This is a genomic window from Streptomyces sp. x-19 (assembly GCF_046549115.1).
In the GTDB taxonomy this organism is placed as follows: Bacteria; Actinomycetota; Actinomycetes; order Streptomycetales; family Streptomycetaceae; genus Streptomyces; species Streptomyces albulus_C.
In genome coordinates this window covers 111,619-131,095 of sequence record NZ_JAJPWK010000003.1, presented here as the reverse complement: position 1 = coordinate 131,095, position 19,477 = coordinate 111,619, and the positions used below count along the sequence as shown (strand labels likewise).

The 19,477-nt window shown below is 72.4% G+C and carries 16 protein-coding genes and 1 pseudogene; 9 read left to right on the top strand and 8 right to left on the bottom strand.

Going from position 1 to position 19,477, the window contains the following annotated elements:
* The first annotated feature begins 97 nt into the window (after nt 1–97).
* Nucleotides 98–631, top strand: coding sequence for a DUF6262 family protein (locus ACLJT4_RS09230; protein ID WP_411121819.1), 534 nt, complete (start codon nt 98–100; stop codon nt 629–631).
* Nucleotides 632–878: 247 nt separating this feature from the next.
* On the opposite strand, the gene ACLJT4_RS09225 is transcribed toward ACLJT4_RS09230, so the two are convergent.
* Nucleotides 879–2,369, bottom strand: a complete 1,491-nt coding sequence (locus ACLJT4_RS09225; protein ID WP_411121818.1) for a carboxylesterase/lipase family protein — start codon at nt 2,367–2,369, stop codon at nt 879–881.
* 97 nt (nt 2,370–2,466) lie between these two features.
* Here ACLJT4_RS09225 and ACLJT4_RS09220 point away from each other — a divergent pair, with 97 nt between their 5' ends.
* Nucleotides 2,467–3,066, top strand: a complete 600-nt coding sequence (locus ACLJT4_RS09220; protein WP_411121817.1) for a TetR/AcrR family transcriptional regulator — start codon at nt 2,467–2,469, stop codon at nt 3,064–3,066.
* A gap of 359 nt (nt 3,067–3,425) precedes the next feature.
* Nucleotides 3,426–3,941, top strand: coding sequence for a hypothetical protein (locus tag ACLJT4_RS09215; protein WP_411121816.1), 516 nt, complete (start codon nt 3,426–3,428; stop codon nt 3,939–3,941).
* Between the two features lie 162 nt (nt 3,942–4,103).
* Here ACLJT4_RS09215 and ACLJT4_RS09210 read toward each other — a convergent pair whose 3' ends face one another.
* The 4 genes from ACLJT4_RS09210 to ACLJT4_RS09195 form a co-directional block, all read right to left on the bottom strand.
* A complete protein-coding gene (locus ACLJT4_RS09210) occupies nt 4,104–5,627 on the bottom strand; it encodes an aldehyde dehydrogenase family protein (protein WP_411121815.1) in 1,524 nt (507 codons plus the stop codon).
* Between the two features lie 135 nt (nt 5,628–5,762).
* Nucleotides 5,763–7,052, bottom strand: coding sequence for a GAF domain-containing protein (locus ACLJT4_RS09205; protein WP_411121814.1), 1,290 nt, complete (start codon nt 7,050–7,052; stop codon nt 5,763–5,765).
* Nucleotides 7,053–7,141: 89 nt separating this feature from the next.
* Nucleotides 7,142–8,191 carry a DUF6114 domain-containing protein gene (locus tag ACLJT4_RS09200; RefSeq protein ID WP_411121813.1) on the bottom strand — a complete coding sequence of 350 codons (1,050 nt, stop codon included), beginning with the start codon at nt 8,189–8,191 and terminating at the stop codon, nt 7,142–7,144.
* Complete coding sequence (locus tag ACLJT4_RS09195; RefSeq protein ID WP_411121812.1) at nt 8,182–8,796, bottom strand: DUF6230 family protein; 615 nt, start codon at nt 8,794–8,796, stop codon at nt 8,182–8,184. Before ACLJT4_RS09195 ends, ACLJT4_RS09200 begins: the two co-directional genes overlap by 10 nt.
* A gap of 144 nt (nt 8,797–8,940) precedes the next feature.
* Between ACLJT4_RS09195 and ACLJT4_RS09190 the strand changes: the two genes are divergently transcribed.
* Nucleotides 8,941–9,597: a TetR/AcrR family transcriptional regulator gene (locus ACLJT4_RS09190; RefSeq protein ID WP_016575373.1), complete on the top strand. Its 657-nt coding sequence runs from the start codon at nt 8,941–8,943 to the stop codon at nt 9,595–9,597.
* A 123-nt stretch (nt 9,598–9,720) separates the two neighbouring features.
* Here ACLJT4_RS09190 and ACLJT4_RS09185 read toward each other — a convergent pair whose 3' ends face one another.
* Nucleotides 9,721–11,007 (bottom strand): glycoside hydrolase family 18 protein, encoded by a 1,287-nt coding sequence (locus ACLJT4_RS09185; RefSeq protein WP_411121811.1) that lies wholly within the window; start codon nt 11,005–11,007, stop codon nt 9,721–9,723.
* A 365-nt stretch (nt 11,008–11,372) separates the two neighbouring features.
* Here ACLJT4_RS09185 and ACLJT4_RS09180 point away from each other — a divergent pair, with 365 nt between their 5' ends.
* Nucleotides 11,373–12,545: an acyl-CoA dehydrogenase family protein gene (locus ACLJT4_RS09180; protein WP_411121810.1), complete on the top strand. Its 1,173-nt coding sequence runs from the start codon at nt 11,373–11,375 to the stop codon at nt 12,543–12,545.
* Between the two features lie 50 nt (nt 12,546–12,595).
* Here ACLJT4_RS09180 and ACLJT4_RS09175 read toward each other — a convergent pair whose 3' ends face one another.
* Complete coding sequence (locus ACLJT4_RS09175) at nt 12,596–13,774, bottom strand: threonine synthase (protein ID WP_411121809.1); 1,179 nt, start codon at nt 13,772–13,774, stop codon at nt 12,596–12,598.
* Nucleotides 13,775–13,947: 173 nt separating this feature from the next.
* On the opposite strand from ACLJT4_RS09175, the gene ACLJT4_RS09170 reads away from it, so the two are divergent.
* Both ACLJT4_RS09170 and ACLJT4_RS09165 read left to right on the top strand, forming a co-directional pair.
* Nucleotides 13,948–15,102, top strand: coding sequence for a hypothetical protein (locus tag ACLJT4_RS09170; RefSeq protein WP_411121808.1), 1,155 nt, complete (start codon nt 13,948–13,950; stop codon nt 15,100–15,102).
* A pseudogene (locus ACLJT4_RS09165) lies at nt 15,099–16,266 on the top strand (phosphotransferase family protein). The gene ACLJT4_RS09170 and the pseudogene ACLJT4_RS09165 overlap by 4 nt, the downstream one beginning before the upstream one ends.
* 25 nt (nt 16,267–16,291) lie before the next feature.
* Here the strand turns inward: ACLJT4_RS09165 and ACLJT4_RS09160 are convergent.
* Entirely contained in the window at nt 16,292–16,717 is a 426-nt protein-coding gene (locus tag ACLJT4_RS09160) for a hypothetical protein (RefSeq protein WP_411121807.1), read from the bottom strand.
* A 213-nt stretch (nt 16,718–16,930) separates the two neighbouring features.
* Here ACLJT4_RS09160 and ACLJT4_RS09155 point away from each other — a divergent pair, with 213 nt between their 5' ends.
* Both ACLJT4_RS09155 and ACLJT4_RS09150 read left to right on the top strand, forming a co-directional pair.
* The gene (locus ACLJT4_RS09155; protein WP_016575508.1) at nt 16,931–17,371 is read left to right on the top strand and encodes an Lrp/AsnC family transcriptional regulator; all 441 of its coding nucleotides are present in this window, start codon (nt 16,931–16,933) and stop codon (nt 17,369–17,371) included.
* Between the two features lie 61 nt (nt 17,372–17,432).
* Nucleotides 17,433–19,103: an amidohydrolase gene (locus ACLJT4_RS09150; RefSeq protein ID WP_411121806.1), complete on the top strand. Its 1,671-nt coding sequence runs from the start codon at nt 17,433–17,435 to the stop codon at nt 19,101–19,103.
* Nucleotides 19,104–19,477: the final 374 nt, after the last annotated feature.

Genomic DNA, 19,477 nt, shown 5'->3' with positions numbered 1-19,477 from the left:
GGAGCACCTCAGGCTCGCCTTCGAGACCCGGCACCAGGCAGTCGGGGCGCCATCACGACAGCATCGGCCAGATCGCTGCGAAGGAGTCGGGGAGCCCGTGCCCAAGCGCATCGATGTCAACTCTTCGGCCGCGGGCCGAGCCAAGTCGCCGCACAGGACCACGGCCAAACGGACCCCCGGTCAAGTGCTGCGTGAGGCCAGAGCCCGTGACAGCGAAGTCAAACGAGCTCGGGTACTCAAGACCCTCAACGAGATGGCCGCGACGGGAGAGAAGACCACCTTCCTCAGACTCGCTCGCACAGCGCGGGTCTCGAACTGGCTGGTATACGCCGAGGGACTGCGCGAACACATCGAGGAAGCGATCAAGAAGCAGAGCGGTGCTGCACAACGGGAGGCAGAGGCGGGCTCGGACGTCTCGGCCGAGTCGCTGGCGGCCGACCTGGAACTGGCCACGGCAGAGCTCAGAATCTTGCGCGCGGAGCGGGACCAGCTCAAGGCGGCCATGTCGCGGCTGCGGGAGACCGAGGCCGAGCGTGATCAGTTGCGTGAGTTACCGAAGGAGACCGAGGAGAAACTGAAGTCCACGCTCAAAGAGAGCCGCTCGCCTTCAAGTCACCGCGTGGGGAAGTGATACCAGAACCGGAGATTCGCTGGCCCGCACGGCGGTAGCGTCGGTTCCATGATCGTATGGCTCAACGGAACCCACGGCGCAGGCAATCCGTGACCTGGGCCCTCTCCCGGCTCCTGATGTAGTCCGTCACCCTCGGGTGGGATCTGATGCCAAGCGGGCCGGGTGTTGCCTGGCTGTACGCCAATTCGCGCTGTCCCCGATGGCAGGTGAGTGGCGGCGCCGCAGTCGTGGGAGCCGACCCGGACAATTACGAGAGATCGAAGGGGGCGGGGGAGTGGCCTTCCCAGATCTGGCGGGATGTCCGTTCGGGGTAGGGCAGAGTCTTCGACTCGGTGTCCAGGACGCGGGTGAGGTGCCCGCCGGGCCGGTGGGCGGACCAGCCCGCGTCGCCGGTGGTGACGAAGCGGACCCATGCCTCCTGGAGTTCGCGGGAGAGCGCGACGGCCTCGGGAGTGGGCTCCTCGCCGATGAGCTGGGTGCCGACGGGGCTGTCCAGCGTGCCGAACGCCAGGGGAACGTCGAGGCTGTGGCAGGCGCCCAGGATGCCTCCGAGGGCCGGGGCAGCCCAGCACAGTTCGAACAGGTACGAGGTGCCGCCGGCTGCGGCGTTCGCCTCGGCCAGCTTCTGTGACGGCATGCGGAAGAGGGCGTCGGAGTACACCGTCTCCACCAGCTCCTCCGGGCCTGCCTGCGGGAACGCGGCACGGTAGGCCCGCGCGCCGTCCGGCTGCGGGGCGAGCAGTTCCAGGGCCGCGTGGGCGTCCTCCTCGGTGAAGGTGCCGTACCGTCCGCTCATGACGCTGAAGTACCGGAATTCGTCCCGGGTGTGGCCGACGAGCAGTTCGGTCCCGCTCGCACGTGCTCCGGTCAGCGCGAGCCAGGGCGTTTCCGGGAGGACCTCGCCGTCGACGACGGGGCACAGCGCGGTGCCGGTCTGCGTGAGGCGTCCCCAGCTCTCCCGGTGCGCGTGGAGGCCGGCGTTGAAGGAGGTGAGCTCGGCGGCGAGGTGCCATGGGTCGATGTCGCGCAGGGCCTCGGCGGTGGGGGCCGCCGCGCCGAGCCGGTCCGCGAACGCGGCGGTGACCTGCCGTGCCAGCGCGGGGGTGCTGTGCAGCCCCGGCACCGAATGGGCGATGGCCCGCCGGAACAGGCCGCGCGCGGACTTCATCGTCAGCAGGGCGGCGACCGAGCCCGCCCCGGCGGACACCCCGGCCACGGTGACCCGGCCGGGGTCGCCACCGAAGGCGGCGATGTTGCGCTGCACCCACTCCAGCGCCGCGATCTGGTCGAGGAATCCGCGGTTGGGCGGCGCGTCGTCGAGGAACGCGAAACCCTCCGCGCCCACGCGGCAGTTGACGGTCACCACGACGACTCCCGCCTCGGCCAGCGCTGCCGGGTCGAACATCGGGTCGCTCGACGCTGCCGAGAGGTAGCCGCCCACGGGGATCCACACCAGCACCGGCAGTCCCGCCGCGCCGGGATCCGGAGTGCCGACGTTGAGCGTCAGCCAGTCGGTGCCCTGCGGGGACACGTCGATCGGCAGCGACAGCGGCACCACGGGGCCGAACTCGACCGCCTGCCTCGTCCCCTCCCAGCGGTGCGGCGGCGCGGGCGCGGCGAAGCGGAGCGCTCCGACCGGGGGCTGGGCATAGGGGATGCCGCGGAACACCGCGTGCCCCTGCCGCCGACGCCCCTGCACCACGCCTTCCGTGGTCCGTACCTTTGGCTGTTCGGACATGACGACTCCTTCCCTCGAGTGGACCTCAGGATTATGGGTCAGATGTATTATGTCAACCGTATTGGAACAGGCCCGGGGTGCGAGGGAGGGGCCGGCGATGCCGAAACAGGTGGATCACCGCGGACGCCGCGAAGCGATCGCCCGCGCACTGTGGCGGGTGGTGGAGCAGCGCGGCGTCACACAGCTGACGATGCGCGTGGTGGCGCAGGAGGCGGGCATGTCACTCGGGCAGCTGCAGCACTACTTCGCCTCCCGGACCGCCATGCTCTCCTTCGCCATGGACTTCGCGTCCGAGCGGACCTCGGTGCGCGTCGACCAGGGGCTCGAAAAGCTCGGTGACCGACCGCACCCCCGTGACGTGCTGCGACTGACGCTCGCGGAAATGCTCCCCCTGCATGCCGACGCCCGCGCGACCAGCCGGATGAGCGCCGCCTACGTCCTGGAGGCGCTGCACGACGAGGCCGTGCACGAGCAGGCGCGCCGCGGCCTCGTCCAAGGGCGGGCCCTCGTCGAGCAGTTGGTCCGCCAGGCGATCGCCGACGGGCACATCGACTCCGGCCGTGACCCGGCGACCGAGACCAACCTGCTCCTCGCCCTCACCGGCTTCACCTCCCTGATCGAACTCGACGTGATCGAGCCCCAGGACGCGCTCGCCGCGATCGACGTGCATCTGGACCGGCTGTTCAGGAGTACGTGACCTGCCCCCGGACACGGGGGCAGGTGGGGGCGACCCCGCAGGTCACGGCGAAGCCGTTGGACACCGAAACACGGAACCTACAAATCGGGCGGCCGCTGTCACCTGCTGCCGTCAATGACTCAAAGCTGATGACGGCGGCGCGTGACGGTGAGCCCTTCGATGAGCACACGGGTCTTCCGGCGTCCGAGCTGCGAGCTATCAAGCAGCGGACGGCGTGGTGCGACCTTGCCCACGAATACCTCGACCAGCGGTGGGACCGTACCCCGGGAAACACCTGCCGTACCCTTGCCGATGCATTCGCCACCATCAGGCCTCACCTCCGCCTCGCACAGTGCCATCTGCCCAAGACTGGTTGGGGGATGCTCAACCTGTCAGGTGGCTTCATCGCCGCAGGTAAGGAGTGGACGGACGACGGCGCGGTGCACGAGGTGCACTCGCTCAAGCGTCGCGCGGCTACGGTGACCCGGCCTGTGCCCATTCCGCCGCAGTTCGTGCGCGTCCTCCGTGCGCACATCGAGCGGTTCGGCGTGGCGCCTGACGGACGGCTGTTCCGGAACCAGGCCGGCAACTACGTGGACGCCGCCGCGTATGGCAAGACGTGGGCGCGGGCACGGGAACACGTCCTGACCCGCACGGAACTCGCCTCCGGCCTGGCCAAGCGGCCCTACGACCTCCGGCACGCCGGGATCTCGTTCTGGCTCTACTCCGGTGTGGACCCGGCCGGATGCGCTCGCCGCGCGGGCCAGAGCATCGAAGTCCTCTTCCGCCACTACGCCAAGTTCCAGGACGGGGTCCGGGAGCAGGCCAACTGCCTCATCGAGCAGTCGATGAAGGAGTGGGGCCGCGTCAGCCAGGGTCTGGCGCTCGACGGGTGAGTTGGGGTTTTGGTCCGTGACTGGTCCGGAACAGCTGGTCAGGAGCGGGATAGCGGTGGGAGAAACTGGAAGTTATGACGCAAAACGGGCCCTGGTCTGAGTAGGCCGAGTGGAAGGCGCCTGACGGATAAAAGCCCAGTTCAGGCGCCTTTTCTGGGGCCTCTAGAAGAACCCGAGCTTCTTCGGCGAGTAGCTCACGAGGAGGTTCTTCGTCTGTTGGTAGTGGTCCAGCATCATCTTGTGGGTTTCGCGGCCGATGCCGGACTGCTTGTAGCCGCCGAAGGCGGCGTGGGCGGGGTAGGCGTGGTAGCAGTTGGTCCACACCCGGCCCGCCTGGATGGCGCGGCCCGCGCGGTAGGCGGTGGAGCCGTCGCGGGTCCAGACGCCGGCGCCGAGGCCGTAGAGGGTGTCGTTGGCGAGGGCGATCGCCTCGTTGAAGTCGGTGAACGGGGCGACGGCGACGACCGGGCCGAAGATCTCCTCCTGGAAGATCCGCATGTCGTTGTTGCCCTCGAAGACGGTCGGGCGGACGTAGTAGCCGCCCTCCAGTTCGCCGCCGAGTTCGGCCCGGGTGCCGCCGGTGAGGACCTTGGCACCTTCCTTCTGGCCGATGTCGAAGTAGGAGAGGATCTTCTCCAGTTGGTCGTTGGACGCCTGGGCGCCGACCATGGTGTCGGTGTCCAGCGGGTGGCCCTGGACGATCTCCTCGGTGCGGGAGACGCCGGCGGTCAGGAAGTCCGCGTAGTGGCCGCGCTGGATCAGCGCACGGGACGGGCAGGTGCACACCTCGCCCTGGTTGAGGGCGAACATGGTGAAGCCTTCGAGGGCCTTGTCGTGGAAGTCGTCGGCGGTGCGCGAGACGTCGTCGAAGAAGATGTTGGGGCTCTTGCCGCCCAACTCCAGGGTCACCGGGCGCAGGTGCTCGGAGGCGTACTGCATGATCAGCCGGCCGGTGGTGGTCTCGCCGGTGAAGGCGATCTTGGCGACCCGGGGGTTGGACGCCAGTGGCTTGCCCGCTTCGACACCGAAGCCGTTGACGATGTTGACGACGCCCGGCGGCAGCAGGTCGGCGATCAGGCTCATCAGGAAGTGGATCGAGGCGGGGGTCTGTTCGGCGGGCTTGAGGACCACGGTGTTGCCGGCGGCCAGGGCCGGGGCCAGCTTCCAGGTCGCCATCAGGATCGGGAAGTTCCAGGGGATGATCTGCCCGACCACCCCGAGCGGCTCGTGGAAGTGGTAGGCGACGGTGTCCTCGTCGATCTCCGAGAGGGTGCCCTCCTGGGCACGGACCGCGCCTGCGAAGTAGCGGAAGTGGTCGATGGCCAGGGGGATGTCGGCGGCCAGCGTCTCGCGCACCGGCTTGCCGTTCTCCCAGCTCTCGGCGACCGCCAGTTCCTCCAGGTGCTGTTCCATCCGGTCGGCGATCTTGTTGAGCACGCCGGCCCGTTCGGCGGCGGAGGTGCGGGCCCAGGCGGGGGCCGCCGCGTGCGCCGCGTCCAGGGCCCGCTCGACGTCCTCGGCCGTGCCGCGGGCGACCTCGGTGAACGGCTGGCCGTTGACCGGCGTCGGGTTCTCGAAGTACCGGCCCTGGGCGGGCGCGACGAACTCACCGCCGATCCAGTGGTCGTAGCGGGGCTGATAGCTCATCACGGCATCTGCGGAACCGGGGTTCGCATAACGTGCCATGGGGCGGCCTCCCAATCGATCGCGCGGCGCGGCCCGACGCTCCGTGCGGCGGGCGGTGGGGGGAGGGTAGGGCCGCGGACGTTGCGCCGACGTTGCGCGGGGGAGTGGCGGCGCGGGGCCGGCGACCGGAGCGGGTCACCGGGGTGTCGGGGGTTCGGAATCCGCGGGGAGCGTGGGCGCCAGACCGTATTCGGAGCGCAGCCGTCCGGCCGCCGCGACGCAGGCGGGGCGGACCGCGGAACGCTCCGGCAGGGCGGCCACCAGCGCCTCTCGGACCTCCAGGTCGTGCTCGCCCCAGGGTGTGAGCGACCAGGCGCGCAACTGGTCCGGGTCGGCGGCGGCGAGCAGGGCCCGGCGCATCCGGTCCTCCAGCGCGGTGCGCAGCCGGCGGATGCCCGGCGCCTCGGAGCAGGGCAGCAGCGGGCCGCGGTAGGTGTCGAGCGCCGCGGTGAGGTGATAGGCCGTCACATGCCGTTCGGTGGCGTGCAGATCGGTTTCGACGGGGGCGCCCAGGCGGTAGGGGCGGGAGTGCAGGAGCGGTCCCACCAGTTGGCGCAGTCGGCACAGTTCGGCCCGCAGGGTGACCGGACGCACCTCCCGTTCGCCGTAGAGGAGCACGGCGAGCTGATCGCCGGTCAGGCCCGCCGGATGGTGGGCGAGGAGCACCATGATCTCGCTGTGCCGGCGGCCCAGTCGCAGCCGCTCGCCGTCGCGCACCAGCAGCGCCTCGTCGCGGCCGAGCGCGGTCAGGAACGTGCCCGAACTCCGGTCCTGCGCGGCGAGGTGCGCCTCGGCGGCACGCGCGGTGGCCTGCACCAGGGCGAGGCTGTGCGGACTGGCCAGGTGGTCGCCGCCGGTGATGTCGACGGCGCCCAGCAGTCGCCCGGTCCGCAGGTCGTGCAGCGGTGCGGCGGCGCACGTCCAGGGCTGCACCCGGCGGTTGTAGTGCTCGGTGGCGAAGATCTGGACGGCGTGGTCGGCGGCCAGCGCGGTGCCCGGTGCGTTGGTGCCGGCGTGCCGCTCGTCCCACCGCGCACCGGCCACGAAGTTCATCCGTTCGGCGCGGCGCAACACCCCGGAGTGCCCCTCCACCCACAACAGCCGTCCGTGCGGATCACAGACCGCCAGCAGGTGCGCCCCGTCCTGGGCGATGGTGCCGAGCAGTTCCCGGAAGACCGGCATGGCCCGGGCCAGCGGATGGGCCGCACGGTAGGGGCGCAGTGCGGCCTCGTCGAGTTCGACGGGGACCTCGCCGTCCGGTGCGGCGCACGCCCGGGCCGAGCGGCGCCAGGAGTCGGCGACCACCTGTCGGACCGGTGGTGCCACCGTCCCGTCGGCCAGGAACGCCTCGTGCGCCCGGCGCACCGTGCGGAGGCGTTCGCCGGGATCGGCGCCCGCTTCCATCGCCAGCCAAGGGTTGAGCACGCGTCACCTCTTTGATGCGGTTCCGGCCCCGTACGCCGATGCTGCTCGTGCCGGGCAGGGGCGTAAACCCCGCATCGGAACGGATCGGTTCAGCCGCCGCCGGTGGGGTCCGTGGCGCCGGCGCCCGCCCGGAGCCGCAGGCCGTCCGCCACGATCAGGTCCGACGTCACCAGTGCCTGCTCGGCGCTCACCCGCGTCATGTAGACGAAGGGCGGGACGACGGGCGGCACGGGGAGGGTGTCGGGGGTGAAGGTGAGGCAGAGGATCCCCTCGATGCAGCCGCTGAACTTGGTGAGGTAGAGGGTCACCGCGCCCTTGAGGTTCAACGCATCGGCGTTCAGGCCGAGTTGGGGGCCCTGCCGGTCGTGGGTGGTGAGGCGGTAGTCGGTCAGCGAGGCGGCCTTCATGCGCAGCACCATCACCTTGAGCGGTCCGCCGGCGGTGGGGACGGTGGTGACGCCGGCCAGGGTGAAGCCCTGGGGGGCGAACCGCGTGGTGGTCACGGTCGGCGGGACGGGGGGTGCCGGCGGCCCGGTCGCGGCGGCCCGTTGCGTCGGGCCGCCGACCGCGGTGAGCAGGGCGAGCGGCAGACCGACGGCCAGGGCCTTGCTGCCGGTCCCGCGGCGGCGTGCGGACGTCCGGTCCGCCGGGCCCGTGGCGGTCGGGCCGGTGTCCTCGGGACCGGCGTCCGGCGGCCCGGCGGCGGGTGCGTGCGCCGGCGCGTCCGGTCCGTCCCGTACCGGCGTCCACCCGAAGCCCAGCGCACTGCCCGCGATCCCCAGTCCCATTCCCACGAGGAACCCGCCGAGGTTGGTCGCGGCGAACGAGAGCACCGACAGGATCAGCGCATTGATGCTCACGTAGTGGTGCGCGGCCGGCGTGCACCACAGGAACACCCCGGCCACCATCAGCGCCAGTCCGATGCCGAGCGCGGCCAGTCCGCCCAGTCCCAGGCTGACCAGGACGGTCAGCGGGGAGAGTGGCACCAGTACCAGTTCGGCGCCGCCCAGCAGGAGCAGCAGTCCGGCCCAGAACGGCCGGGTCCGGCGCCACCGCCGGAACGCCGTCCGCCGCTCCGGCCAGGGCAGCGTCCGATCCAGCCGGGCACCCCACCGCGCCCGGCGCGCCCTCAGAAGCACGCCGTGCCGTCCAGGCTGACGCTCACCCGGAGTCCCTTGAGCCGGAAGTTGCCCCCGGTGGCGGACCAGGCGTGCGACTTGACGCCGGCCACCTCGATGTTGCCGGCCTGGAGTCCGAACTTTCCGCTCGGTCCCTTGACGCCGGGCACCGAGTCGAGCGTGCCGGCGTCCCGACCGATCTGGGCGGTGCCGAACCGGGCGTCGCCCACCAGGTCCTCCCCGTCGATGATGAGGTTGTCGGCGCGCACCGCACCGGCCGGCCCGCCCGCGGTCAGTTTGAACACCACGGTGCCGACCGGGGTCGTGACCCGGGCCGCCTGGCAGATGTCGGTGAGGTTCGCCTTGCCGATGCCCAGGAGGGCGACGGGGTGGCCGCGGTCGTCGGCGTCGCGGTCGGTGTGCACGTACGAGGCGAGCCCTTCGCTGGTCAGCTTGCCCGACGCGACCTGGAAATTGGTCCCGGACACCGCGAAGGAGGCGGCCAGTGCGCCCTGGGCCATCGCGGTGGCCAGTGCGCCCACGGCGAGGACGGCGGGCACCGCCACCGCCGCGGTCTTCTTCCAGGAGGTTCGCCCTTCGGGCGCCCTGCCGTTCGGTGTGCTCACTGCGTCCTCCCCGGGGCAGTGGTCGAATGCGCGAGGGAAGTGCTTCATGGAGCTGTCTGCGGGGGCCCGCCGCAGGTCCGAATGCGCAGATGACGTTCTGTCATACTGCGCAAAACTCTTGGCAGTTGGAGACTAGGGCGGATTTTGAATAAGAGTCAACAGCGCGGACACGCGGCCTCGCGGAGCCCCCGCGGCACCGCGCGTTACCAGGCACGCCGCGCCGAACTGATAGCCACCGGGAAGAAGCTGTTCGCCGACACCTCGTACGACGCGCTGTCGATGGACGACATCGCGCGCCAGGCCGGGGTCGCCAAGGGCCTGATCTACTACTACTTCACCAACAAGCGCGGCTACTACCTGGCGATCATCGAGGACGCGGTGGCGGAACTCGTCGAGCGCGCCGGCAGCACCCATGACCTGCCGCCCGTCGACCGCGTCCGGCGCACCGTCGACGGCTATCTGCGCTACGCCCAGCACCACCAGGCCGCCTACCGCACGATCGTCACCGGCGGCGTCGGCTTCGACGCCGAGGTGCTGGCCATCCGGGCCCAGGTGCGCGCCCGGCTCCTCGGCACCATCGCGCGCGGTGCCTGGGACCGCGAGGAGATCCCGCCGCTCGCCCGCACGGCGCTGACCGGCTGGCTCTCCAGCGTCGAGGGCGTCACCCTGGACTGGATCGAGGAGCAGGAACTCCCCCGCGAGACCGTGGTGGAGCTGCTCGTCCGGGGGCTCGGGGACACCCTCCGACTGATCGAGGAGTACGAGCCGGGCTGCCCGGCGCCGCCCCGCCCACCGGCTTGACTGCCGCGCCCGGCCGCACACGGCCGAGCGGGCGGGAGGCCGGTGCCTCCCGCCCGCTCGGGTTCCCCGTTTCTCAGGATGGTCCGTTGACGGGGCGTCGCCCCGGGGCCACCGTGGTCGCGGCTACTTGATGGCCTTGATCAGCTCGCCGTCCGAGGTGTCCCCGCTCAGCTCCCAGAAGAACGTCCCGGCCAGTCCCTGGGCGTCCTTGTAGGCCATCTTGGTGCCGATGGTCTGCGGGGTGTCGTAACTCCACCACTGGTCACCGCACTTGGCGTAGGCGGTGCCGCCCACCGTGCCGGTGGCCGGGCAGCGGCCCTTGATCACCTTGTAGTCGTCGATGCCCGCCTCGTACTTGCCCGGCGCCGCGCCGGTCGCGGTGCCGCCCGGGGCGTCCTGGGTGACGCCGGACCAGCCGCGTCCGTAGAAGCCGATGCCCAGCAGCATCTTGTCGGCCGGCACGCCCAGCTTCTTGAGCTTGGCGATGGTGTCGGTGGTGTTGAACCCGGCCTTCGGAATGCCGTTGTACGACGTCAGCGGGGAGTGCGGGGCGGTCGGCCCCTTGGCGTCCCACGCGCCGAAGTAGTCGTAGGTCATCGGGTTGTACCAGTCGACGTACTGCGCCGCGCCGCCGTAGTCCGCGGCCTCCATCTTGCCGCCGTCCGAGGCGTCCGCGGTGATCGCCGCGGTGACCAGGTTGCCCTGGCCGAACTTGTCCCGCACCGCCTTGAGCACGTTGGTGAAGGCGTCCTTGCCGCTGGTGTCGCAGGTCAGGCCGCAGGCGTTGGGGTACTCCCAGTCGATGTCGATGCCGTCGAAGACGTCCGCCCAGCGCTTGTCCTTGACCAGGTCGTAGCAGGACTGGGCGAACGCCGCCGGGTTCTTGGCGGCCTCGCTGAACCCGCCCGACCAGGTCCACCCGCCGAACGACCACAGCACCTTGAGGTTGGGGTGCAGCTTCTTGAGCTTGCGCAGCTGGTTGAAGTTGCCGCGCAGCCCGTTCGGGTCGTCCCAGGTGTCGGCCTTGCCGTCGACGCTCTGGTCGGCGGTGAACGCCTTGTCGTAGTCGGCGTAGGAGTCGCCGATGGCGCACTTGCCGCCCTGGACGTTGCCGAACGCGTAGTTGATGTGGGTCAGCTTGGCCGCGGAGCCCGAGGTCTCGATGTTCTTGACCTGGTAATTGCGGTCGTAGATCCCCCAGTTGGTGAAGTACCCGACGACCTTGTTGCCCGCCGCGGTGGTCTGGGCCGCGGTGGCCTGGGCCGCGGTGACCGGGTGGGGGCCGGTGGCGGGCGACGGGTGGGCGGAGGCGGAGCCGGCGAAGAGGGTGCCGGCCAGGGCCGCGGTACACAAGGCGGTCGCGGTGGCGATCAGCTTCCGCGGCGCTCGCATCCGGTGCGGTCTGAGCATGTCGTCTCCTCGGAGGGGGGCGAGGGTGGAGCATGGCGGCGTCCCGGCTCGCATGCCTGCCGAATTGGCATGAACGCGCGGAACGTTGGAGGAGAAGTTAGAAGGACTAGACCAGTGAGTCAATGGTTCGGACCAATTTCCCGGTGGTGCCGCACGGCGCCCGAAACGGTCCGGATCTGCCGGGCAATTGATGATCAACCAGTGACGCCAGGCCGCCGATCGGGCATACTCCTAGCGCCACTGCCGCAGGTCATCGCCTTCCGCGACCCGGGACGCGATCATCAGCGGGGCACGACGGAATCCGGCGCCGCCGCCCTACCCCCGCGCGCGGTGCCGCAGCGCCCGAAAGGGAGGAGAGCGCCGCCATGACCGACTACGTTCCCCCGCCGGTGGACCGCAGGCTGCCCACCGAGGAGGCCCGCGACCTGATGGCCCTGGTTCGCGAGCTCGCCGAGCGTGAGATCCGGCCGCCCGCCGCCGAAGAGGAGGAAGCCGGTCGCTTCCCCCGTGCCCTGTTCACCCTGCTCTCCGAATCCGGCCTGCTCTCCCTGCCGTACGCCGAGGAATTCGGCGGCGGCGGCCAGCCCTACGAGGTGTACCTCCAGGTCCTGGAGGAGCTCGCGGCCGCCCGGCTCACCGTCGGCCTCGGCGTCAGCGTGCACACCCTGGCCTGCCACGCCCTCGCCGGATTCGGCAGCAAGGAGCAGCGCGCCGCGCACCTGCCGGCCATGCTCGGCGGTGGCCTGCTCGGCGCGTACTGCCTGTCCGAGCCCGCCGCCGGCTCCGACGCCGCCTCCCTGACCACCCGCGCCACCCGCAGCGGCGACGTGTGGATCCTGGAGGGCACCAAGGCGTGGACCACCCACGGCGGGGTGGCCGACTTCTACACCGTGCTGGCCCGCACCGGCGGCAGCGGCGCCCACGGCATCACCGCCTTCCTCGTGCCCGGCGACGCCGAGGGACTCGGCGCCGCCAAGCCCGAGCGCAAGATGGGCATGAAGGGCTCCCCGACCGCGCAGTTGCACTTCGACGGGGTCCGGGTGCCGGACTCCCGGCGCATCGGCGACGAGGGTCAGGGCTTCGCCATCGCGCTCTCGGCGCTGGACTCCGGCCGCCTGGGCATCGCCGCCTGCGCCGTCGGGGTCGCCCAGGCGGCGCTCGACGAGGCCCTCGCGTACACCGCCGGCCGCCGCCAGTTCGGCCGCCCGATCGCGGACTTCCAGGGGCTGCGGTTCATGCTCGCGGACATGGCGACCCAGGTCGAGGCCGGCCGGGCGCTGTACCTCAGCGCCGCCCGGCTGCGCGACGCCGGCCTGCCGTTCTCCAAGGAGGCGGCGATGGCCAAGCTCTTCTGCACGGACACCGCGATGAGGGTCACCACCGACGCGGTCCAACTCCTCGGCGGCTACGGCTACACCGTCGACTTCCCGGCCGAGCGCTACATGCGCGAGGCCAAGGTGCTGCAGATCGTCGAGGGCACCAACCAGATCCAGCGGATGGTGATCGCCCGGCACCTGGCGGGGCCCGAGTCGCACTGAGCCACCGGGGCGGGGCCGGGCCGGCGCCCCGCCCCGCCGGCCCGGCGCGCTCAGTCGCCGTCCCGCCCGGACGCCGTGCCGAGCGCCTTCATGCCGGTGGCCGTTCCGATCGCCACGACCACCGCGTCCGGCCCGGTCACCAGGGTGCGGGCCACCGCCACCGCGACCGCGGACGACGGTTCCAGCAGCAGCCCCTCCGCGGCCAACCGTCGACATTCGGCCATGGTCACCTCGTCGTCCACCGCCACCGCGGTGCCGCCGGTGCGCCACAGGGCGTCGAGTCCCTGCCAGCAGGGCCGTCGCTCACCCAACGAAAACGCCACCGTCGGACCCGAGTTCACCCGCGTCCGTTCCTGCTCGGCCCGGTCCGGCCGGCGCAACGCGGCGGTGAACGGCGCCGCCGCCGCGGGCTCCGCGGCCACCAGCCGGGGCACCTCGGCGATCAGCCCGGCCCCCGCCAACTCCCGGAAACCACGAGCGATTCCGGCCAGTAGATCCGCCCGGCTGGTGGGGACCACCACCGTGTCGATCGGCCGCCCCGCGAAGTCCCGCGCCAGCTCGTGGGCGACCGACTTGTAGCCCTCGTTGGCGTACGGATTGCCACCCGGCGACGGCGTCGAGAAGCTGGTCAGCGGGTACCACCCGTGCGTCGCGACGGCCTCCGCCATCGCCGCGTTGCGCTCCGCCGTGCCACCCCCGCGCACTTGCCGTTCGGCCCCCAACGCGGCTATCTGCGCCCGGAGTTCGGGCGGCACCGCGTCGGTGGTGAACACCACGCAGCGCAGCCCGGCCCGGGCCGCGTAGGCCGCGGCCGCCGCCCCCGCGTTGCCCGAGGACGCCGCGACCACGGTGTCCGCCCCGGCCGCCAGCGCCGCCGCCACCCCCACGGACATCGCCCGGTCCTTGTGCGACCCGGTCGGATTGGCACCCTCGTATTTCAGCCACAACCCGCCGTCCCCCGTGGTGGGTCGGGCGACCGTCGCGGACGTGGTGCGCAGGCGGACGACGGGGGTGTTCCCCTCGCCGAGGGTGACCGGCGGGCCGGACACCGGCAGTGCGGCGGGCCAGCCCCACGGCCCACCCGGATACGCCGCGAGGTCCAGGCCGCTCAGATCCGCCAACGGGGGCGGGGTGTTGACGCCGACGTCGTCGCGGGCGCAGGCCGCACAGCCGGTGAAGCCGTCCGCTGCGCGTCCGCAGCGCGGGCATCGGAGGGGGGCAGGGGGCATCGTCGTCGCTCCTGGGGTCGGGTCCGGGCCACGGTGAACGAGCGCGACCGTAACAGGTGCTACCCCTTCGTGCCACCTACATACCTCGACGGTGTGGCCGCCTGCCCACATCTGACGTACCGTCATTTTCTCGTTTCCCGGTGATCCCCGTGCGACCGCGCCCAGGAGGGACCGTGTCCGACCGCCCGATCCCGCTCGACGAATACCCGATCCACCAAGCCCCGCTCTCCATGCGGCAGGTGGCGACCAGCGACCGCAACGCCTACGACCGCTGCATCTTCCACGTCCTGGACCACACCGGCCGTGCCCTGCTCATCGCCGGCCTCGGCGTCTACCCCAACACCGGCGTCATCGACGCCTACGCCACCCTCCGCCTCGGTGACCGGCTGCACGCCGTCCGGGCCTCCGACGCGCTCACCGACGACCGCCTGGCGCTCACCGTCGGCCCGCTCACCCTCACCGTCGAGGAGCCCCTGCGCCGCATCCGCCTCACCTGCGCCCCCGACCCCACCGACCCCGACGGCCTCTCCTACGATCTGACCTGGACCGCCGCCTTCCCCGCCACCTGGGAACCCCACCACACCCAGCACCGCGGCGGCCGACTGATCCTGGAGGGCCGCCGCTTCGTCCAGGCCGGCACCTGTACCGGCACCCTCCGCGCCGCCGGCGAGCAGCTCACCGTCACCGCGGGGGAGTGGACCGGAACCCGGGACCGCAGCTGGGGCGTGCGCCCGATACCCGGCGAGGACGGCGGCCGGGCCGCCGCCGAGTCGCCGACCGAGGGGTTCCACTGGATCTGGTGCCCGGTCCGCTTCGACGACCGGTTCGTCATGGTCATCGTCCAGGAGGACGCCGACGGCCACCGCACCCTCAACGAGGCGCTGCTGGTCCGCGACGGCGCCCCCGACCGGCAACTGGGCTGGCCTCACGCCGACATCAGCTACCGCCCCGGCACCCGCCACCCCGAACGCGCCGTCCTCCACCTCACCGACGCCGGCCGCAAGCCCCTCGAACTCACCGCCGAGGTCCTCACCTCCTCGCCGCTCGCCCTCGGCGCCGGCTACCCGCCCGCCGACGACTGGCAGCACGGCACCTGGCAGGGCCGCGGCTGGACCGACCGCCGCGTCTACGACCTCTCCGACCCCACCGCCCACCCCCGCGCCGCCTACGGCGTCACCGACCACGCCGCCCGCTTCACCCTCGACGGCCGCACCGGCTACGGCATCTTCGAACACGGCAGCTTCGGCCGCCACGACCCCAGCGGCTTCACCGGCTACGACTCCGTCGCCCCGGACCGCGCCCACCGCCCGGGGGAGGCCACCCGATGAGACCCGGCCCCGACGCCGCACCGGGCGCGGACCGCGCCCCGGACGCACCCGCCGACCCGCGCCCCCGGACCACCACCCGCGACCCCGAGGAACTCACCCGGCGGCTCTCCGCCTGGCTCGCCCCCCGCCTGCCCGGCGCCCGCGCCACCGGGGCCACCGTGCCCGCCTCCAACGGCATGTCCAGCGAGACCCTGCTCTTCGACCTCGACCACCCGGCCGCGCCGCCCCCCCGGGCCCGCGCCGGGCGGGGTCCCCACCTCCTGCGCCCTCCGGCTCGCCGCCGACCCCGCCGCGTACACGATCTTCCCGCGCTACGACATGCGCCGGCAGTACCGCACCATGCAACTGGTCGCCGACCGCACCGACCTCCCGGTGCCCCACGCCTTCTGGTTGGAGGAGGACCCCGCGCACCTCGGCGCGCCCTTCTTCGTCATGGCCCGCGCCGCCGGCCGGGTGCCGCCCGACGTCATGCCCTACACCTACGAGGGGAACTGGCTGCACGACGCGAGCGACGCCGAACGCGACCGGCTGGAGGCGGCGAGCGTCTCCGTCCTCGCCCGCCTGCACGACCAAGTCCCCCTCGATGCCGCCCAGTTCCTCGCCACACCCGGCACCGGAGACCCGCTACGCCGCCACGTCGAAGCCCAACATGCCTACTACACCTGGGTCGTTGACGGGCTCCCCCGCTCCCCGCTCATCGAGCGCGGCTTCGCCTGGCTCGCCGACCATTGGCCCGACGATCCCGGAGAAACGGTACTGACCTGGGGCGACGCGCGGATCGGCAACATCGTCTACGACGGTTTCGAACCGGCCGCGATCCTGGACTGGGAGATGGCGGCCCTCGGCCCCCGCGAACTCGACCTGGGGTGGATGATCTACCTCCACCGCTTCTTCCAGGACCTCACCCGGTCCGGCGGGCAGCACGGACTGCCGGAACTCCTGCGCCGCGACCGCGTCGAGGACCGCTACACCGCGCTGACCGGTCACCCGCCGCGCGCCATGGAGTTCCACACCCTCTACGCGGCCCTGCGGCACGCCATCGTGATGCTCAGGGTGGCCTACCGCCAGGTCCACTTCGGTGAGGTGCCGGTCCCGGCCGACCCCGACGGGCTGATCCTGCACCGGGACACCCTGGAGGCGATGCTCGCCGGCCGCTACTGGTGAACCGCGGCGGCCGGCTCGGACGACCTCAGCTCCGGCGGCGCGAGCGCGGCACCCGGGCCGCCCGCTCGCCGGGGCCACCGGGGTGGGAGAACGGCTGACGGCGCCAGTCCAGGCCCTCGGGCAGCGTCAACAGGATGGCTGCGTCCTGCTCCTGGGCGTCCATCATGTCGTCGGTGTCCGGGGCGTCGGCCGCCGGCCGGCCGGAGCCCTGGCACACCGTCAGCGCGAACGGGTTCCACGGCGAGGGGCACAGCGCGTGCTCCGGGAGCGTGTCCTCGTCCGCCAGCAGGGCGATCGGCTGCCCGCAGTCCGGGCAGCTCACGCGGTAGATCTCGTAGGTGTCGAAGGGGTCGTCCGCCACCTCCTCGACCGGGAACCCGAAACTGTCGCCCTCCTGGGCGCTGACCTGGGCTGCGGCGGAGTCCTGCTTCAGGCGTCGCATGATGTCCATCCCCCTCGGGTGGGCCACTGGGACCGCTGACTGCGTTCGTGTGACCGGCGGTCTCGGCCATCAGCAGCAATGCCCTTCATGCCGGGCGCATAATCGCCGGCACCCCGCGGACCCCGCGTCACCGGTGTGGCGTTGCTCACATGACCCGGTGCGTAGGCGTCCACGATCCGGCGCGCGCTGCGCACACGCGCCCGCGCACAGTAGGTTGAGCGGGTGGAGGAGTTGGACCGACAAATCGTGGATCTGCTCGTCAAGGACGGGCGGATGAGCTACACCGACCTGGGCAAGGCCACCGGCCTGTCCACCTCGGCGGTGCACCAACGGGTGCGCCGCCTCGAACAGCGCGGGGTGATCCGCGGCTACGCCGCCATCGTCGACCCCGAAGCCGTGGGCCTGCCGCTCACCGCCTTCATCTCGGTCAAACCCTTCGACCCCAGCGCCCCCGACGACATCGCCGACCGGCTCGCCGAGGTCCCCGAGCTGGAGGCGTGCCACAGCGTCGCCGGCGACGAGAACTACATCCTCAAGGTCCGGGTCGCCGCCCCGCTGGAGCTGGAGCACCTGCTCACCCGCATCCGCAGCCTGGCCGGCGTCTCGACCCGCACCACGGTCGTGCTCTCCACCCCCTACGAGGCCCGTCCACCGCGGATCTGACCCGCCCGGGAGACGACCCCCGGGCACCGGGCACCGCCGGCCAGGGGCGAAACTGTCCGGTATGAGCGAGCGCAACCCGGACAGTTCCGAGCAGCACCCCTCCCGCACCGTCCTCCTGCGAGGCGGTGAGGTGCACAGCCCCGCCGACCCCTTCGCCACCGCGATGGTCGTCGAGGGCGACCGGATCGCCTGGGTCGGCGAGGAGGGCGCCGCCGACTCCTTCGCCGACGGCGTCGACGAGGTCGTCCACCTCGACGGGGCACTGGTCACCCCGGCGTTCACGGACGCACACGTGCACACCACGGCCACCGGACTCGCCCTCACCGGCCTGGACCTCTCCGGCGCCGCCACCCTGTCCGACGCCCTGGACCGGATCCGCGTGCACGCCGCCGGCCGCCCGGCCGGCGGCGTCCTGCTCGGCCACGGCTGGGACGCCAGCGCCTGGCCCGAGGGCCGCCCGCCGTCCCGCGCCGAACTCGACGCCGTCGCCGGCGGCCGTCCCCTGTACCTCACCCGCGTCGACGTGCACTCCGCGGTCGTCACCACCGCCCTGCTCGACCTGGTCCCGGGCATCCGCGAGCGGTCCGGCTACCACCCCGAAGCGCCGCTCACCGGCGACGCCCACCACGCCGTCCGGGCCGCCGCGTACGCCACCGTCACCCCCGCCCAGCGCGCCGAGGCCCAGGCAGCCGCGCTGGAGCGGGCCGCCTCGCTCGGCATCGGCACGGTCCACGAGTGCGCCGGCCCGGAGATCTCCAGCGAGGACGACTTCACCGCGCTCCTCGCCCGGGCCGCTGAGGGCACCGGTCCGCGCGTCATCGGCTACTGGGCCGAACTGATCGCATCCGCAAAGGAGGCCGACCGGATCCGGGAGCTCGGTGCGCACGGCGCCGCCGGCGACCTCTTCGCCGACGGTTCGCTCGGTTCGCACACCGCCCACCTGCACGCCCCCTACGCCGACGCCCCGCCCGGCTGCCCCGGCGGAACCCACACCGGCACCGCCCACCTCGACCGCGACGCCGTCGCCGCACACGTCGCGGCCTGCACCGAGGCCGGGATCCAGGCCGGCTTCCACGCCATCGGCGACGCCGCCCTGACCGCCGTCACCGACGGCGTCCGGGCCGCCGCCGACCGGGTCGGCCTGGCCCGCGTCCGGGCCGCCCGGCACCGCGTCGAGCACGCCGAGATGCTCACCGACGCCACCATCGCCGCCTTCGCCGAACTGGCCCTGACCGCGTCGGTGCAGCCCGCCTTCGACGCGGCCTGGGGCGGCCCCGACGGGATGTACGCCACCCGCCTCGGCGCCGACCGGGCCGCCGGCCTCAACCCCTACGCGGCACTGCTCAAGGCCGGCGTGCCGCTGGCCCTCGGCTCCGACAGCCCGGTCACCCCGCTCGACCCGTGGGGCACGGTGCGCGCCGCCGTCTTCCACCGCACCCGCGCGCACGGCATCTCCGCCCGCGCCGCGTTCACCGCCCACACCCGCGGCGGCTGGCGCGCCATCGGCCGCGACGACGCCGGCGTCCTGGTGCCCGGTGCGCCCGCCGACTACGCGCTCTGGCGGACCGGGGACCTCGTCGTCCAGGCGCCCGACGAGCGCGTCGAGCGCTGGTCCACCGACCCCCGCTCCGGCACCCCGGGCCTGCCCGACCTCACTCCCGGCAACGACCTCCCGCGTTGCCTGCGCACCGTCGTCGCCGGTCGGCCGGTCTTCGACCGGCCGATCGAGTGACATCGCACATGCCGGTGGCGCCGGACACGGCGCCCGAAGGCGCCCGCCCTACCTGGGAAGGCTCGGCACTGACCTGGGACGACGCGAAAACGCCGGAGACGGAGCGACTGTTGACAGCAGGCGCCGGTCGGCCGGTAGGTTCGGCCGAGTCCACCACAGGACGTCCGACCGGGAGACCTCCGCGCAGCCGTCGAACGCAGCTGGGCCATGGGGCGGCGAGCCATCCGGCACACCGCCACTGGGAGCCAGGTCCAGTGCCAGGGCGATGGCGAGGTCGGTCGGCAGGTGCGACCCGGGTGGGGCCCGGCGCTCAGTAGACAACGGCTCTCGGTCGACCCGCAGCCAGCGGATCCCAGGCCGGCCCGAAGGGCGCC